The organism is Nocardia ignorata NBRC 108230 (genome assembly GCF_001612905.1).
GTDB lineage: Bacteria > Actinomycetota > Actinomycetes > Mycobacteriales > Mycobacteriaceae > Nocardia > Nocardia ignorata.
In genome coordinates this window covers 21,983-37,740 of record NZ_BDBI01000031.1, presented here as the reverse complement: position 1 = coordinate 37,740, position 15,758 = coordinate 21,983, and the positions used below count along the sequence as shown (strand labels likewise).

The window sequence follows — 15,758 nt, the reverse complement described above, 5'->3', positions numbered from 1 at the left end:
CGCTGCTGGACCGGGAATTCGCCGGAAGGTGCGGGCCGACGGTTGCTTTCGCCGGTACGTCCCGGTGCGCGCAGCGCGTCGTCCGGCACGGCACCGTTCGGGTCCCCCGGTCGCGGTGGCTGCCCGCGCAGCGGATCTGCGGGCCCCGGACGGTGATTCGGCTCGACGGGAGGCAGCGGCCGATACGGAGCACCGGGTGCCGAGGTGTAATTCGACTCGCCGGGATGAGGCGCGCGCGGAGGTTCGCCGGAGCGAAGACGCGGGTCGTCATCGCGCGGATACTGCGCGTGCGGCGGTTCACCGGGCGATGGACTGAAGTTCGGTTCGCCGGGCCGGAAGGCTTGCGGGTACGGCGGCTCGCCGGTACGGCCGGGCCCGTGGGGCGGCTGGCGAGGGGGCTGGACACGCGGGATTTCGCCCGAGCTGCCGGGAACGGGTCGTCCTGTCGGTTGGGCGGGTCGGGCACCCTGCTGCGGCCCGGGATCAGCGGGGTGCGGCCATGCCGGGTCGACGGGACCGAGGCGCGGGGGGACCGGACGATCGCCGGGACGGGCCGGCACCTGCGGCTCGTCGGTGTCGCGGCCGCTCACTCCACGCTCCCATGGCGCGGCGGGACCCCAGCGGTGGGTCGGCTCGTCGCGTTCGTCGTGGTTGTGCCGATGAGCGGAATCATCGTCGCCCATCATGCCTCCTGTACCCGGCGCAACCCGCGAATCCCGCCTCGTTCTTGCCTGTCATGGTCCCCCGCGCGCCGGTCAGGCGTGGGTGTTCACTGCCGACGCAGTCGTTGCCGGGCGCGTCGCAGCCGTCCGGCCCGTTCCACCGTTTCGGGGGCGAACCCCTCGTCGGCGGGGTCGGGTCGGCCGCGGAAGCGCCGCCACAGCCGGCGCCCCGCCAACAGCAACAGCAGTATCGCGGCACATGCCGTAATTATGGCCAAGGCCTGACCGTAGGCGTTCGAGCGCACCGAGACCGACGTCGGCTCCCCTAGCGTGATTCCGTCCGGGGTGGTAAGGGCGATGGGAATGACCAGCTTACGGCTGTCGCTCACCTCGGTCGGTATCTGAAATGACCGGGTTCCATTCGGCGGAAGGAGCTGTTCGCCGATATCGGTGATGTTCGTCTCGGAAGGCGCGGAGATCCGGAAGTTCACCCGGATCGCCACCGGCAGATCATTGCGGGCCACCAGCAGCAACGGGCTCTGCTCGGACGCGAGCGTGTACACACCGCCCGGGGGCAACACCGATACCGACGCGAAGACGGTGTCGATTTCCCGGGTCACCTGATCGACGCGCCGGTCGGCATGCAGGTCGGCGAGAGTGTCGTCCTCGCCACGCCGGTCCGACAGGCTCAACGCCCGCAGCAGATCCTCGCGCGCGGGCGTGAGGAAAGCCAGCGGCGTCAGCTCGGCCTCGGGCAGCTCGACGAGCGCCCGCATCATCTCGGTGATCCGCGCACCCTGGTCGCGCACGGGCACGACGAGATGTTCGGGCGCCGCGTCCTGAGCGGCCGACGGCAGGTATTCGAGGGTGAACGGGCGCGGATCCGGCTCCTGCGCGACGAGCTCCGCGAACGGCCGCGGCTGGGCCAGTTGGTTGCGGGCGAGCAGTTCCACCTGTTTGAGCAGGGCCACACCCTCCTCACGGCTGGCACCCCACTGTTGCGGCGGCATCAACAGCTGCGAACGCGGCCGGTCCGGCGCCGGATTCAGCGCGGTCCACGCCATCGCACCGAGTGCGTCCTGCAACCGGGCGGCCCGTGAGTCGTTGGTGACGTCGAAGCGCACCTTCGACGGCGTGAACGAGGGCGTCGGCGGGTTGGAACCCACGGCGGCCAGCGCGGTCGCCGACCAGATGTCGAAGGTCGTCACCCGCAGCGCCGGATCGGTGTTCGGCCCCGCCTCGACGCTCACATCCGGCACCCGCACCACGTCCGGCGCGGCCTGCTCCCCGCCGACGACCGTGCCGGGCACGAACGTAGACGGCGTCGAGGTGAGCGCGGTCTCCGGATCCGGCACCGAACCCTCACCCGATACCGCCGACCCGGCGAGCACCGCCGTGCCGTACCCGTACTCACGCAGCAACTGCCCCGCCGCGTGGTCGATGCTGCCGGAATCGGGCAGGCTCACCCCACGCAGCGACCTGGTGCCGAGGATCGCGTCCACCACATCGGCCGGTGCGTGCAAGGCCCGCGCCGACAGGCCCGGCTCGTTCACCGCCGCCAACGCCGTCACATCGACCTGCGCGTACGGCAACGCCACCGTGCACATCGACCCGGCGAGCGCGCGCAACCGGTCGAGCCAGGCCTGCGCGTTCGCGGCGCCGGTCCCCTCCCGCGTCGCGCCCTCCGGATCCGACGGACTCGCCAGCACCCGATAACCGCGCGTCATCGTCTGCGCGGTCGACACCAGGTCGGGATCGATCGCGATGCACACCGACCCGGCGACCGCGTTGTCCTTGCCCGGTGCGGGTGCCACCGCTTCCAGCGCGGCGACCAGCTGCTCGAGCCGCCCGCCCTTGCCGAGCGAGGCGGCGAGCTCGTCGTCGAGCAGTTCCACCTGCCCGTTCACCGACCCCGGTTTGCCCGCGACCATGCGCGGCCGGTCGGCCAGCGGCCAGATCACCGTCGTCGCCACCGGGGTCGCCTCCGGCGGCGCGGCGACCGGGGCCGGGTCACCGTCGGCCGGTGGCAGTCCGAGCACCGGAAGCAGGAAGCGGGCGTCGTCGAGCCGGGCCTGCGAGCCGTAGGCCGGCTCACCGTTCACATTCAGCAGCAGCGGATACACACCGGGGTCGGTGATGCCGAGCGACGCACCGTCGCCGCCGCGCAGCGCGATCCGCACCGAGAACTGTTTGCGCTGGCCAGGACTCAGCTGCGGCGCCACATCCTCGAACGGTCCGGTCACGTCGTAGTTCACCTGATCGAGCCGCAGCGAACTGCGCAACCCGCTCGGCGACAGCACCGGGGCGGCACGCTGGATGCGCACGCTCACATCGTCGACCACCCGGTCACCGATATTGGTGACCGTCCCCGACACGGTGAGCACCGGATCGCTGCTCGTGGTCACCGTGCCCGGCGCCACCGCGTCCAGGGTGAGTTTGAGGAACTTCGGCGCCGACGTGTCGTCCGGTTGCGCCTGCGCCACCGCGGGCAGCAGCGCCACCGAACCCAAGATGGTCAGGACCGCCGTGATCAGCCGGAACAGTCCACCCGTCATCGCTTGCCGGTCTCCATCCGGTCGATCATCCGATTAGCCACCTCGGCCAGGCGCCGCTCGTCGGCGTAGGCCAACCGGGAATCCAACTCGCTCAACGGAACCCACGCAACCTGGGTGACTTCCACGTCGGCATCGGACAACTCACCACCGAGACACCGCAGCAGGTAGTGGTGCACGGTCTTGTGTACCCGTCTGCCCTCGGTGACGAACCAGTAATCGATATTGCCCAGCTCTGCCACCACCTCGCCGATGATGCCGGTCTCCTCGGCGACCTCACGCATGGCGGTCTGCTCGGAGGTCTCGCCCTCCTCGATATGGCCTTTGGGCAGCGACCACAGCAACCGCCCGCGCCGATCGGTCCGCCCGATCAACGCGGCACACCGCAGCTCCCTCGGCCCGTCCAACCCGTCGACAACGAGGCCGCCCGCGGACGTTTCGCGCACCGTGCGCATACGCGGCTTACCGCCGTTACCCGCCCCGCCGCGCCGCCGCGGCTGGCGGCGTCGACTGTTCGCGCGATCGGCCGGAGGAGACACCCAGCCAGCTTAGCTGTGTTGCTGGAGCGCTGTTGTCGCCGCAACCCACCGATCACGCGCGAACATGGGTAACTCACCGGGGACGGGCTGACCAGGCCATCACAAGAAGCTTGCCGCGTCCGCAAGTCCGCACGCACCTGAGTCTGGCCAGTGTCGCGGGGAGGCGGAACAGTAAGCTCTGTACTCGTGGTTTCCTCTGATGTTGTCGCGGATCGTCGTGCTCGGCTGCTTGCTGGTGCGGCGGTGACGTTGGGGCAGCTGTCCGAGGTGCTGGTGCCGTTGGGGGGCATGTTCGCCGCGCGGGGGCATTCGCTGTATCTGGTGGGGGGCAGCGTGCGCGACGCGGTGCTCGGGCGGTTGGGCAATGATCTGGATTTCACCACCGATGCGCGGCCGGAGATCGTGCAGGAGCTGATGCGGGGGTGGGCCGATCAGTTGTGGGACACCGGTGGGCTCGCGTTCGGGACGGTGAGTGCGGCCAAGGGGGATCACCAGCTCGAGATCACCACGTTCCGGGCCGATACCTATGACCGGGTGTCGCGCAATCCGGAGGTGACCTTCGGTGACACGCTCGAGGGCGACCTGGTCCGGCGTGATTTCACGGTGAACGCGATGGCGGTGAAGATCGCCGAGGACGGTTCGCTGGAATTCGTCGACCCGCTCAACGGACTGGATGCCCTACTCGAAGGCGTGCTCGATACGCCTGCGGCACCGCAGGATTCGTTCGACGACGACCCGTTGCGCATGTTGCGCGCGGCCCGCTTCGTCGCGCAGCTCGGTTTCGAGGTGGCGCCTCGGGTGCGCACGGCGATCGTGGAGATGGCCGAGCAGATCGACCGCATCACCGCCGAACGGGTGCGCACCGAACTCGACAAGCTGATCGGTGCGGAGCATCCGATCGACGGCATCAACCTCATGTGCGATACCGGTCTCGCCCAGCGGGTGCTGCCGGAGGTGCCCGCGATGAAGCTCGAGATCGACGAGCACCACCAGCACAAGGATGTCTACCAGCATTCGCTGACGGTGCTGTCGCAGGCGATCGACCAGGAGGAGGGCGACCCCGACCTGGTGTTGCGCTGGGCGGCGCTGCTGCACGACATCGGCAAGCCCGACACCAAGCGCAACGAGCCGGGCGGCGGCGTGAGCTTCCACCATCACGAGGTGGTCGGCGCGAAGATGGTGCGTAAACGCATGCGGGCGCTGAAGTATCCGAAGGCGTTCACCGAAGACGTTGCGCGCCTGGTGTTCCTGCACCTGCGCTTCCATGGCTACGGCAAGGGTCAGTGGACCGATTCGGCCGTGCGCCGCTACGTCACCGACGCCGACGACCTGCTCGATCGCCTGCACAAGCTCGTCAAGGCCGACTGCACCACCCGCAACAAGCGGCGGGCGGCGGCGTTGCGCGCCACCTACGACGAACTCGAGCAGCGCATCGCGGCCCTGCGTGAGCAGGAAGATCTCGCGCGGGTGCGCCCGGACCTGGACGGCAACGCGATCATGGAGCTACTCGGTCTCGAGCCGGGCCCGCAGGTGGGCAAGGCGTGGAAGTACCTCAAGGACCTGCGCCTGGACCGAGGCCCCATGACCCGCGACGAAGCCGAGGCCGCCCTGCGCGAGTGGTGGGCGACCCAGCAGTCCTAGAAGACGATCAGCGTGGTCCCGGCGATGATGGCGTCGCGGATCTGGGTGAGGTCGAACGAACCGGTGGTCTCGGGCAGTTCGATGCGGAATTTCACCACGTCGCCGCGGCGGTGCGCGTAGGAGATGCTCGCCCGGTTGGGCAGGTCGTCGAGCAGCAGCGCGGGCGCCTGCACCACCCGGCGCGGTAGCCGGATGCGGTACCAGCTGGCGCGGCGGATATCGATGGTGAGCAGGTTGTCGTAGACCTGCGCGTCGACGACGGCGCTCATCTTGCGGGTGCGATGAGTGGCGACGATCCGGCCCTGCTCGTCGAGCCGGAGCTTCCAGTCCAGGTTCTGCTCGTCCACCCAGTCGATGAGGGCACCGATGCCGATGCTGCCCTCGATGTCGAGTTGCTGCACGCGAATCTTGGTCGGCACACCGGGAATGAGGCGAACGCCGTGCGCGATCACGGTGACGATGTCGAAGGGGTGGGAGTCCCAGACCAGGTCCGACAGCACCGTCTTGCTCTGGAAGTGGGCACCGCGCCTGCGCACCTTGAACGTGTCGAGGGTGGCGGTGAGGTCGTGGCCGAGCAGGGTGGCCGACACTTCCCGCCCGCCGAAGCGGCTGAAGATGCCCTCGCTGAGCACGGTCATCAGGACGTCGGGCATCAGCGCGGTGACCGTGCCCGAGCCCAGGTCGGCCACCGGGTCGGCCCAGGACGTGGTGAAGCCGAGCCACTGGTCGATCCACGAGGGGTCGAGCAGACGTTTGCCCAGGTCGACAGCGCCCGCCAGTGACCAGGACTTCGGATCGAAATACGTGGCCATGATGGTCCGAGAGTACTTGCCCGCGGCGTCGGCGGCCATGCTCGACGGCGTGTTGAGCCGACATCACAGCCGGACATTTCCGCATGTGCGGAAGATTTATCTATGTATCGCCGTATCTGCGGAACTATCCTGGTCGGGTGGCACTACTGCGAATCAAGGAAGCCGCCGATCTGCTCGGGGTCAGCGACGACACCGTGCGCCGGTGGATCGACTCCGGCGCGCTGTCGGCGAGCAAGGACAGCGCGGGCCGGTTGGTCGTCGAGGGTCGTGAGCTGGCGGCTCTCGCCGTCGAGCAGGCGCGCACGCCGCACACCGAGGTCGGCAGTGCCAGTTCGGCCCGGAATCGGTTTCCCGGCTTGGTCACTCGCGTCGTGACCGACAAGGTGATGGCACAGGTGGAGATGCAATGTGGCCCGTTCACGGTGGTTTCGTTGATGAGCAGCGAAGCGGTGCGCGAGCTCGGGCTCGAACCCGGGAGTGTGGCGCTGGCGAGTGTGAAGGCCACGACGGTCGTCGTCGAACGGGCCGCCGGATGAAGCGCGCACTCGCCCTGGCGGCCACGCTCACCGTGCTCACCGCCTGTGGTTCCGAAACAGATTCGGCGACAAACGATTCAACGCTCACCGTGTTCGCCGCCGCCTCGTTGAAGAAGGTCTTCGCCGACCTCGAGGACGATTTCGAAGCCGCGAATCCCGGTGTGGACGTGCAGTTCTCGTTCGCCGGATCGTCGGAGCTGGCCGCCCAGTTGCAGGCCGGAGCGCCCGCCGACGTCTTCGCCTCGGCCGACCAGCCGACGATGGACAAGGTGATCGCCGACGGACGCATCGCCACTTCGCGCGCCTTCGCCACGAATGTCCTCACCATCGTCACCGCGCCCGGCAACCCGAAGGGAATCAACAGTTTCCGCGATCTGACCCGAGACGGGTTGTCCGTGGTGGTGTGTGCGCCGCAGGTGCCGTGTGGCCGGGCGACACAGAAGGTCGCAGGAGCGGCTCAGGTGACATTGCGGCCGGTGAGTGAGGAATCGTCGGTGGCCGACGTGCTCACCAAAGTGACCTCCGGACAGGCGGATGCGGGCCTGGTGTACGTCACAGATGCGGCGGGTGCCGGCGCGAAGGTGAGTACGGTCGCGATCCCCGAGGCGTCGGCGGCGGTGAACACCTATCCCATCGGGGCGGTCGGGGATTCCGCCGATGCCGGGAAGTTCATCGACCTGGTGACCGGCCCGACGGGTCGGCAGGTGCTGACCGAAGCCGGGTTCGGTGTGCCGTGAGAACCGGCGCCGCAGGGTTCCCCCGCTGGTTGTTGCTGCCCGCGCTGATCGGATTCGCCCTGGTCGTCGTGCCGCTCGGCGCCTTGGCCTGGGGCGTGGAATGGGGCCGGTTCGGTGCGCTGGTGACCACCGAGGCCGCGCGCGACGCACTGTGGTTGAGCCTGCGGACGGCGGCGGGCAGCACGCTGCTGTGTGTGCTGCTCGGTGTGCCGATGGCTGTCGTCCTGGCCAGGGCCCGATGGCGTGGGCTGCCGGTGTTGCGCGCACTTGTGTTGCTGCCGTTGGTACTACCACCCGTTGTCGGCGGTATCGCCCTGCTGTACACCTTCGGGCGGCGTGGGCTGTTGGGAAGCCACCTCGAAGCCCTCGGCGTGCAGATCGCGTTCAGCACGACAGCGGTGGTGCTGGCGCAAACCTTTGTGGCGCTGCCGTTTCTGGTCCTCACGCTCGAGGGTGCGTTGCGGACGGCGGGTCACCGCTACGAGCAGATAGCGGCAACCCTCGGTGCCGGGCCGAGCACGGTGTGGTGGCGGATCACCCTGCCGCTGATGCGCCCCGCGCTCATCTCCGGTGCGGTCCTCGCCTTCGCCCGCGCGCTCGGCGAATTCGGCGCCACCCTCACCTTCGCGGGCAGCCTCCAGGGCCGCACCCGCACCCTGCCCCTGGAGATCTACCTCCAGCGGGAAGCCGATCCCGATGCGGCCGTTGCTCTTTCGGTGGTGCTCATCATCGTCGCGATCCTGATCGTGCTGCTGGCCTACCGGCGTACCAGCCCGATCCCAGGCACCCAGCTCGGCAGCGCCCGCACCGGAGGGAGAGCTGAATGAGCCCACACGACGAGCCGCGAAGCGTGCCGTCGGGCTTCGATCCGGCGAGCGCACATCACGAATCTGTGCGGAGCGAGCCGTCGTCCGGTCCGGCGGGGTTCTCCGCGAGCGCACCCCACGAATCGTCAGGGAGGTCGTCGCATCCGGCGGGCCTTTCGGTGGCCGCACGCATCGCGGATCGCGATCTGGACCTGGCGCTCGAGCTCGCACCGGGCGAAGTCCTCGCCGTCCTCGGCCCCAACGGCGCGGGAAAGTCCAGCCTGCTCCAGGTGATCGCCGGCTTGCTCGTCCCCGACGAAGGCCACGTGCGCTTGGGCGCCGACACCCTCACCGATACGGCGAAAGATATCGCGTTGGCACCACATCGACGCGGCATCTCGCTGCTCGCCCAGGAACCGTTGCTGTTTCCGCACCTCACGGTTGCCGAGAACGTCGCTTTCGGCCCACGCAGCCGTGGGAATCGGCGAGCGAAAGCTGTTGCCGCCGAATGGCTCCGAGCCGTCGACGCCACGCACCTGGCCGACCGCTACCCCGCCGCCCTCTCCGGCGGCCAGGCCCAACGCGTCGCCCTGGCCCGTGCCCTCGCCGTCGACCCGCACCTGCTCCTGCTCGACGAACCCATGTCGGCCCTCGACGTCGATGTCGCCCCCGCCATGCGCTCCCTACTGCGCCGCGTTCTGCGCGACCCCGCCCACCCGCGCTGCGCGGTCCTGGTCACCCACGACATCATCGACGCCATCACCCTCGCCGACCGCCTCGTCATCGTCGAATCCGGCCGCATCGTCGAATCCGGCCAGGTCACCGACGTGATGTCGCACCCACGCAGCCCCTTCGCCGCCCGCATCGCCGGCCTCAACCTTCTGCATGGCACCGCCACCGCGCCGCGCGGGTCCGACCCGGCTCTGGCGGCGGTGTCGATCGGTTCCGACCGACATGGCGAACCGTCGCCTGGCTCCACAGAGCCGCCCGATGACGAATCGGCGGTCGACGGTTGTGTCGTCGGCGATTTCACCGCGGGCACGCGCGCGGCCGCTGTCTTCTCCCCCGCCGCGGTCTCGGTTTTCACCCGACCTCCCGGTGGCAGCCCACGCAATGTCTTCACCGTCGACATCACCGAGATCACCGATCGGGGCGGCATCGTCAGGGTGCGTGGTGACGCACCGAACGCGCCCGGCCTGTGCGCCGATCTCACCCCGGCCGCCGTGGCCCAGCTCGGCCTCACCGTCGGCGCGCGGGCGTATTTCGCGGTCAAGGCCACGGAGGTGCGGGTGTACGCCTGCTGAAGCGTGGTCCCGGTGCACGGCGCACAATGAGGGCGTTCATTCACGCGCGCAAACCGGAGGGCAGCATGCCGCTGGACCTGAACAGTGATCTGGGCGAGGGCTTCGGCCCGTGGCGGATGGGTGAGGACGCCGCCATGCTCGACATCGTCACCAGCGCCAACATCGCCTGCGGTTTCCATGCGGGCGACCCCACGATCATGCGCCGCACCTGCGAATTGGCCGTGGCCAAGGGTGTGCGGATCGGCGCGCACGTCGGCTACCGCGATCTGGTCGGCTTCGGCCGCCGCGATATCGCCATCGCGCCCGCTGAACTGCGCGACGAGGTGCTGTACCAGATCGGCGCTCTCGGGGCGTTCGCGCGCGCGGCGGGCGACCGGGTGCGGTACGTGAAGGCGCACGGCGCTCTCTATCACGCGGCCGCTCGCGATCGTCTGCTCGCCGACGCGGTCGCGACCGCCGTCGCCGAGGCCGAAACCGGTCTCGCCCTGCTCGGCCCGGCCGGAACCGAACTCGAACACGCCGCGAACCGGGCGAAAGTGCGTTTCGTCGGCGAGGGTTTCGCCGACCGCGCCTACACCGCCACCGGCACGTTGGCGCCGCGCGGGGTTGCCGGTGCGGTGCTGACGCCCGACGACGCCGTCGCCCAAGCGGTATCCCTTGCGTTGTCGGGGACCGCGCGTACCGTTGACGGTCCGGGTGCGGTCGCTGTGTCCGTGGCCAGTGTGTGTGTCCATGGTGACTCGCCCGCGGCCGTGGAGATGGCGCGCCGCATCAGGGGGGCGTTGGACGAGGCAGGCGTACCTGTCGAACCATTCGGTTGAGGGTGGGAGGCGCGATGGTGACCGACTGGAGCACACGGATCAGGCCCGCGGGTGACCGTGCCATGCTCATCACCCTCGACGATCCACGGCCGGTGCAGCGCCTGGCGTCGGCGCTGCGGGTGCATGCCATCGCCGGTGTCCAAGACGTGCTGCCCGCGGCGGAGACCGTGCTGGTCACCCTGCATTCGGTGAACTACGGCACGCAGGTGCGCCGGGAATTGCTCGCGCTGCTCGACCGCCTGGATTCCGAATCAGCACAGCCGGATTCGCTCGATGTTTCCCGTGGAACACTGTCCGTCCCGGACTGTCCCGACGAGGTGGTCGAGGTGCCGGTGCGCTACGACGGGGTCGACCTGCCCGAGGTCGCCCGGCTGCTCGACCTGTCTGTCGCGGAGGTGATCGCGGCCCATACCGGTACCGTCTGGCAGTGCGCCTTCGTGGGTTTCGCCCCCGGTTTCGGATATCTCGTCTCGCCCGACGGCAGGCTCACCGTGCCGCGCCGGGCCCAGGCCCGCACCGCCATCCCACCGGGTGCGGTGGCACTGGCCGGTGGGTACTCCGCGGTATATCCGCGTGGCACACCGGGCGGATGGCAACTGATCGGAAGTACCGATCTACGCATGTGGGCGGTCGATCGCGACCCACCCGCACTGATCCGGGCGGGAACGGCGGTGCGGTTCGTCGACATCGCGCAATAGGCAAGGGCTGCTCAATGGTGCGCCGCCTCGACAGATAATCGGGGAGAGATCGCATGGTGATCTTCATAGAGCGGGTGGGGCCGCTTGCGACGATCCAGGACCTGGGCAGACCCGGCTGGTTCGATTCCGGCGTGGGTCCGGCCGGCGCCGCCGACCGCGCCTCGCTGCGGCTGGCGAACCGGCTGGTCGGCAATCCGGAGGACCACGCGGGCATCGAGGTATTGCTCGGCGGGCTCGTATTGCGTACCGATGCGCACGTCACCGTCGCGGTCACCGGCGCACCGGCGACGGCCACGGTGGACAGCACACCCGTCGGTCATGCGAGCGTTCTCGAACTCGAGGCGGGCCAGACCCTTCGCCTCGGCATGGCAGGCACCGGATTACGCACCTACATCGGTGTACGCGGCGGCATCGACGTGCCGAAGGTCCTCGGTTCCCGTAGCCGCGACACCCTCTCCGGTATCGGCCCCGACCCGCTGCGACCGGGCATGCAGCTACCCGTCGGTCCCCCGCCGCGCACCTTCCCGACCGTCGAGTTCGCGCCGGTTCCCGTGCCGCCGGAGGTGCTCGTCGTCCGCGCTCGTCCCGGCCCGCGCGAAGACTGGTTCACCGACCCCACCGCCCTGTTCCGGGGCTCGTGGCAGGTGAGCAGTGAGACCGACCGCGTGGGCGCCCGCCTCGACCGGGTCGCCGGGCCGCCGCTCACCCGCTCGATCACCCGCGAACTGCCCGCCGAAGGTGTCGCCCTCGGCTCGGTGCAAGTGCCACCGAGCGGTCAGCCGGTGGTCTTCCTCGCCGACCATCCGATCACCGGCGGCTACCCGGTCGTCGCGGTCGTGCTCGACGCCGACGTCGACCGCGTCGCCCAACTCCGACCGGGCGAACGCCTGCGCTTCGAACCCGACGACTGACCGCGCACGGACGCTCTTCGACGGATCAGCGTGCCCGCCGTGAATTCAGGGCGATCGCGACGATGCCGAGCGAGTACACCCCGGCTCCGACCAGCACCACCGGCAGTGAACGCCCGTCGGCCGGGATCACCAGGGCGGTCGCGGCGATGGCCAGCACGAAGGTCATGTTGAAGACCGTGTCCTGGAGTGCGAACACTTGGCCGCGCCGGTCGTCGTCGATGTCGATCTGCATGCTGGCGTCGCCGGTGAGTTTGATCGTCTGGCCGGCGAGCCCGAGCCCGAACGCGCCGATCAGCAGCAGCCGATGGGCATGGTCGGTGGCCGATTCCGAGGATGCGAGCGCGGTCGGTGTCACCAGGGTGAGCTGCACGATGACGGCCGTCGCCAGCCCGACGAGTACGGTCCGCGGCCTGCCGAGCCGGGGAATCAGCACGGGCGCGAGGATCGCGGCGAGCAGCATGCCCGCCGCGGCCGCACCGATCGCGACCCCGAATCCGACCAGCCCGCCGCTCATTTCGCTCTGCCCCTCGGGCTGACGCAGTACGAGCACCATGATGAGCGTGTTCATCCCGAACACGATGCGATGCGCTCCGATGCCGATCATCGCGGTCGTCACCTGCGTCGATCGCCAGACCGCGCGCGCACCGGTGACCAACCCGGTCGCGATCGCACGCACAGCGCTTTCCGCTCCCGCCGAACCCTTCTCGGGCCCGAGGATGTGCGGTGCGAAACCGGCGGCGAGCAGCGCGCCGACCACCGACCCGACCCCGCTGAGCGCGACCGCCACCACCGAGGCCGAATCCCCAGCCCCCAGCACCGCGATCACCGCCACCGAGGCCGCCGCGCCGACCCCCGCGCACGCTGAGGCCACCGTAGCCAGCACGGAGTTCATCGGAACCAGCCAGCGCTGTTCGAGCACCCTCGGCAGCGCGGCCGACACCCCGGCAAGCACAAACCGGCTGATTCCGACGGTCGCCAGCGCGAGCACGAGAAGCACGCTCTCGTCCGCCCCGCCGAACAGCGCCAGCGCGGCCGCCGCGATCAGCGTCGCCCGCGCGATGCTCGCCACCAGCAGCACATTGCGTCGATCCCAGCGGTCGAGCAGGGCGCCCGCGTAGGGGCCGAGCATCGAATACGGCAGCAGCAGCACCGCGAAACCGGCGGCGATGGCCAGGGGGTCGGTTTCGCGTTCGGGGTTGAACAGAATGGCGCCCGACAGCGCCGCCTGGAACATGCCGTCACCGAATTGGGCGGCCAGGCGCAGCAGCGCCAACCGTGGCATCCGTGGATTGCGCCGCACCACACCGCGGCTTTCGCGCAGCAGATGTCGCAGCGAGATCGGCCGCTCATCCGCCGGATTCGAGCCGTCAGCGCGATGGGTCGACACGTCGTGAGGATAGTGGTGCCAGAATTGAGGTGGCGGTACGGGTGCAGCGCAGGAGGAGGGTCCATGTCCACATCGACGACACCGCGCATCGAGGTGCATCGGGCCGGTGACCGGATGAAGACCAGGATCTCCTGGCTCGACTCCAAGCATTCGTTCTCGTTCGGCGAGCACTACGACCCCGACAACACCCATCACGGCCTGCTGCTGGTGAACAACGAGGACGTGGTGCTGCCCGGCGAGGGTTTCGACACCCACCCGCACCGCGACATGGAGATCGTCACCTGGGTGCTCGGCGGCAGCCTGGTGCACCAGGATTCGCTCGGCCACAACGGCGTGATCTATCCCGGTCTGGCCCAGCGGATGAGCGCGGGCACGGGCATCCTGCACTCGGAGAAGAACGACTCCTGGCGCCTGGACGGCAAGCTGCCCGAGCACGACGAGCCGGTGCATTTCGTGCAGATGTGGGTGGTGCCCGACGAGCCCGGTGTCGATCCGGGCTATCAGCAGCTCGAGATCGATGACGAACTCGCCCGCGGCGATCTGGTGACGGTGGCGTCGGGCCTACCGCGCTACCGCGACCGCACCGCCATCTCGATCAATTCCTCGCACGCGGCGATGCACGTGGCCCGGCTGACCGCCGACAGCACCCCCGTGACCCTGCCCGATGCCCCCTACCTGCATGTTTTCGTCGCACGCGGCGAGGTGGACATGGAAGGTGTCGGCACTCTGGCACAGGGCGACGCCGTGCGGCTCACCCGCTCGGGTGGTCAGCTGATTCGTCCGCACGGCGACGCCGAAGTGCTGGTCTGGGAGATGCACGCCCGGCTGGGCGGTTAGGCCGAGCCGGGTTCGCGCACCAGGGCGGTGGTTCTGGCGTTGGCGCGGGTGGCGGCGACGATCTGCGCGAAGTCGGGACGGTAGTCGCCGTCGGGTGGTTGCAGCCAGATGCGGTAGCCGCTGCGTTCGTCGGCCGGTGAGGGCAGCACCACGTCGCTGCCGGGCAGGGCGACCGATGCGCACACCCGGAACATCTCGGCGAACAGTTCGGTGTCGAGGTAGGAATTGTCGGTGGGCCCGGTGAGGAAGGTCCAGCGGCCGGATCGGGGGTGCCCGATGATCGGCCCGCAGCGTTGACCACGGCTGAGCAACTGTCCGCGCACTCGTTCGCCCAGCGTGGAGGGCATCACCACGGCTCCGACGGCCCCGATTTCGAGCACGATGCGCCCGAAGGTGGCTTCGACCACGGCATAGAGACCGTTGTGCTTGCGATAGTGACGACAGCGCGCGAGCGCGTCCTGGGTTTCCGAGTACTCCTCGGCGGCGGCATAGCCGCCCTTGCTGTCAGTGCGCTGGCTCATCACTACCTCGTCTCCGTCGACGGTGTGGAGCTTGTATTCGCTAGATATTTGCCGCTATCTACAGCCTAATGCGACACAACGGCGCTGACAATAGTCAGTAGCAGGTGTGTTCACCCGGAGTACGATCAGCGCCCATGGCACCCGTTTCGCCTACCGCCGCGCGCTGGGAGCTGGTCCTGCGCCTGCGTGACCTGCGCGAACAGCGGGGTTTCGACTCCGCGGGTTTTGCCAAGCGAGTCGGTTTCACCCCCGCCAACTGGTCCCATGTGGAAAAGGGCCGACGGGTCCTAACGCGCACGACTATCGAACCGGTGCTCGATGTTCTCGATGTGCCCGCCGACGAACGCCGGGAATTGCTCGCGCTGCTCGAGGCCAGCAAACAGCGCGGCTGGTGGTCCACTTCCGCCGCGCTGATCGGACCCGAATTGCAGCGTTTGTACGGCATGGAGGCGGGGGCGCAGAGCATCCGTAGCTACGACAGCCTGATCGTGCCAGGCCTGCTGCAGACGGAGGCGTACGCGCGGGCGCTCATCAGTGCCGACGTGATGATCCGCCCGGTGCAAGTAGACCAATTAGTCGCAATTCGGTTGCGTCGCCAGCGGCGGCTGCGGGAACCGGAGCCGCTGGAACTCACGGCCGTACTCGGTGAGGCGACGCTGCGTCAGCAGACCGGGGGCCCCGAAGTGTTGCGCGGGCAGTTGCGTCACCTGGTGGAGCTGATGCGCGAACTCGACACCGTCGACGTCCGGGTGATCCCGTTCAGCGCGCCCGAGGGTGCGGTGCTCGGCGGTTCCAGCTTCCATCTGCTCGACTTCGCAAGCGATCAGCTACCGACCTTCGCGTGGGCCGAGAGCGCTGTTTTCGGTGGTCACGTCGACGACGCCGATCAGGTCCGCGATCTCGGCTACGCCTTCCTGCGGGCCAGGGAGCAGGCCATGCCGAGATCCGAATCCCTTGCCCTGATCAGCGACTATGCGAGAGTGTAAGATTCGTG

The 15,758-nt window shown here is 69.0% G+C and carries 15 protein-coding genes; 10 read left to right on the top strand and 5 right to left on the bottom strand.

What is annotated here, in order from left to right; genetic code table 11:
- Positions 1-769: 769 nt before the first annotated feature.
- Both NI2_RS24840 and NI2_RS24835 read right to left on the bottom strand, forming a co-directional pair.
- Positions 770-3,217: a DUF6049 family protein gene (locus tag NI2_RS24840; protein WP_067495079.1), complete on the bottom strand. Its 2,448-nt coding sequence runs from the start codon at positions 3,215-3,217 to the stop codon at positions 770-772.
- Positions 3,214-3,669 (bottom strand): NUDIX hydrolase, encoded by a 456-nt coding sequence (locus NI2_RS24835; protein ID WP_067495077.1) that lies wholly within the window; start codon positions 3,667-3,669, stop codon positions 3,214-3,216. Before NI2_RS24835 ends, NI2_RS24840 begins: the two co-directional genes overlap by 4 nt.
- A gap of 270 nt (positions 3,670-3,939) precedes the next feature.
- Between NI2_RS24835 and NI2_RS24830 the strand changes: the two genes are divergently transcribed.
- Positions 3,940-5,394, top strand: a complete 1,455-nt coding sequence (locus tag NI2_RS24830) for a CCA tRNA nucleotidyltransferase (protein WP_067495075.1) — start codon at positions 3,940-3,942, stop codon at positions 5,392-5,394.
- Here NI2_RS24830 and NI2_RS24825 read toward each other — a convergent pair.
- Positions 5,391-6,245 (bottom strand): hypothetical protein, encoded by an 855-nt coding sequence (locus tag NI2_RS24825; RefSeq protein WP_225281638.1) that lies wholly within the window; start codon positions 6,243-6,245, stop codon positions 5,391-5,393. The two genes, NI2_RS24830 and NI2_RS24825, sit on opposite strands and share 4 nt — an antisense overlap.
- Positions 6,246-6,343: 98 nt before the next feature.
- Here NI2_RS24825 and NI2_RS24820 point away from each other — a divergent pair, with 98 nt between their 5' ends.
- From NI2_RS24820 to NI2_RS24790, 7 genes are all read left to right on the top strand, one after another.
- Positions 6,344-6,742 (top strand): TOBE domain-containing protein, encoded by a 399-nt coding sequence (locus tag NI2_RS24820; RefSeq protein ID WP_067495073.1) that lies wholly within the window; start codon positions 6,344-6,346, stop codon positions 6,740-6,742.
- Positions 6,739-7,479: a molybdate ABC transporter substrate-binding protein gene (gene modA / locus NI2_RS24815; protein ID WP_067495070.1), complete on the top strand. Its 741-nt coding sequence runs from the start codon at positions 6,739-6,741 to the stop codon at positions 7,477-7,479. Before NI2_RS24820 ends, modA begins: the two co-directional genes overlap by 4 nt.
- Complete coding sequence (locus tag NI2_RS24810) at positions 7,476-8,306, top strand: ABC transporter permease (protein ID WP_067495067.1); 831 nt, start codon at positions 7,476-7,478, stop codon at positions 8,304-8,306. The genes modA and NI2_RS24810 overlap by 4 nt, the downstream gene beginning before the upstream one ends.
- On the top strand, positions 8,303-9,589 hold the full coding sequence (locus NI2_RS24805; protein ID WP_084476735.1) for a sulfate/molybdate ABC transporter ATP-binding protein: 1,287 nt from the start codon (positions 8,303-8,305) through the stop codon (positions 9,587-9,589). The genes NI2_RS24810 and NI2_RS24805 overlap by 4 nt, the downstream gene beginning before the upstream one ends.
- Positions 9,590-9,654: 65 nt before the next feature.
- Positions 9,655-10,410: a LamB/YcsF family protein gene (locus NI2_RS24800; protein WP_067495421.1), complete on the top strand. Its 756-nt coding sequence runs from the start codon at positions 9,655-9,657 to the stop codon at positions 10,408-10,410.
- 14 nt (positions 10,411-10,424) lie between these two features.
- Positions 10,425-11,108: a 5-oxoprolinase subunit B family protein gene (locus tag NI2_RS24795; protein ID WP_067495418.1), complete on the top strand. Its 684-nt coding sequence runs from the start codon at positions 10,425-10,427 to the stop codon at positions 11,106-11,108.
- A 53-nt stretch (positions 11,109-11,161) separates the two neighbouring features.
- Positions 11,162-12,019: a 5-oxoprolinase subunit C family protein gene (locus tag NI2_RS24790; RefSeq protein WP_067495058.1), complete on the top strand. Its 858-nt coding sequence runs from the start codon at positions 11,162-11,164 to the stop codon at positions 12,017-12,019.
- A gap of 25 nt (positions 12,020-12,044) precedes the next feature.
- Here the strand turns inward: NI2_RS24790 and NI2_RS24785 are convergent, their stop codons facing one another.
- A complete protein-coding gene (locus NI2_RS24785; protein ID WP_084476757.1) occupies positions 12,045-13,301 on the bottom strand; it encodes an MFS transporter in 1,257 nt (418 codons plus the stop codon).
- 168 nt (positions 13,302-13,469) lie between these two features.
- Here NI2_RS24785 and NI2_RS24780 point away from each other — a divergent pair, with 168 nt between their 5' ends.
- On the top strand, positions 13,470-14,243 hold the full coding sequence (locus tag NI2_RS24780; RefSeq protein ID WP_067495055.1) for a pirin family protein: 774 nt from the start codon (positions 13,470-13,472) through the stop codon (positions 14,241-14,243).
- On the opposite strand, the gene NI2_RS24775 is transcribed toward NI2_RS24780, so the two are convergent.
- Complete coding sequence (locus NI2_RS24775; RefSeq protein WP_220139377.1) at positions 14,240-14,764, bottom strand: hypothetical protein; 525 nt, start codon at positions 14,762-14,764, stop codon at positions 14,240-14,242. The genes NI2_RS24780 and NI2_RS24775 overlap by 4 nt on opposite strands.
- Positions 14,765-14,898: 134 nt before the next feature.
- Between NI2_RS24775 and NI2_RS24770 the strand changes: the two genes are divergently transcribed.
- Complete coding sequence (locus NI2_RS24770; RefSeq protein WP_067495048.1) at positions 14,899-15,750, top strand: helix-turn-helix domain-containing protein; 852 nt, start codon at positions 14,899-14,901, stop codon at positions 15,748-15,750.
- The last annotated feature ends 8 nt before the right edge of the window (positions 15,751-15,758 follow it).

What these genes read in the sequence shown, in the direction of transcription:
- NI2_RS24770 (WP_067495048.1), top strand. Translation starts at nt 14,899, where the DNA reads ATGGCACCCGTTTCGCCTACCGCCGCGCGCTGGGAGCTGGTCCTGCGC.
- NI2_RS24795 (WP_067495418.1), top strand. Translation starts at nt 10,425, where the DNA reads ATGGTGACCGACTGGAGCACACGGATCAGGCCCGCGGGTGACCGTGCC.
- NI2_RS24840 (WP_067495079.1), bottom strand. Translation starts at nt 3,217, where the DNA reads ATGACGGGTGGACTGTTCCGGCTGATCACGGCGGTCCTGACCATCTTG.
- NI2_RS24825 (WP_225281638.1), bottom strand. Translation starts at nt 6,245, where the DNA reads ATGGCCGCCGACGCCGCGGGCAAGTACTCTCGGACCATCATGGCCACG.
- NI2_RS24835 (WP_067495077.1), bottom strand. Translation starts at nt 3,669, where the DNA reads ATGCGCACGGTGCGCGAAACGTCCGCGGGCGGCCTCGTTGTCGACGGG.
- modA (WP_067495070.1), top strand. Translation starts at nt 6,739, where the DNA reads ATGAAGCGCGCACTCGCCCTGGCGGCCACGCTCACCGTGCTCACCGCC.
- NI2_RS24775 (WP_220139377.1), bottom strand. Translation starts at nt 14,764, where the DNA reads ATGAGCCAGCGCACTGACAGCAAGGGCGGCTATGCCGCCGCCGAGGAG.
- NI2_RS24805 (WP_084476735.1), top strand. Translation starts at nt 8,303, where the DNA reads ATGAGCCCACACGACGAGCCGCGAAGCGTGCCGTCGGGCTTCGATCCG.
- NI2_RS24780 (WP_067495055.1), top strand. Translation starts at nt 13,470, where the DNA reads ATGTCCACATCGACGACACCGCGCATCGAGGTGCATCGGGCCGGTGAC.
- NI2_RS24800 (WP_067495421.1), top strand. Translation starts at nt 9,655, where the DNA reads ATGCCGCTGGACCTGAACAGTGATCTGGGCGAGGGCTTCGGCCCGTGG.
- NI2_RS24790 (WP_067495058.1), top strand. Translation starts at nt 11,162, where the DNA reads ATGGTGATCTTCATAGAGCGGGTGGGGCCGCTTGCGACGATCCAGGAC.
- NI2_RS24785 (WP_084476757.1), bottom strand. Translation starts at nt 13,301, where the DNA reads ATGCCACGGTTGGCGCTGCTGCGCCTGGCCGCCCAATTCGGTGACGGC.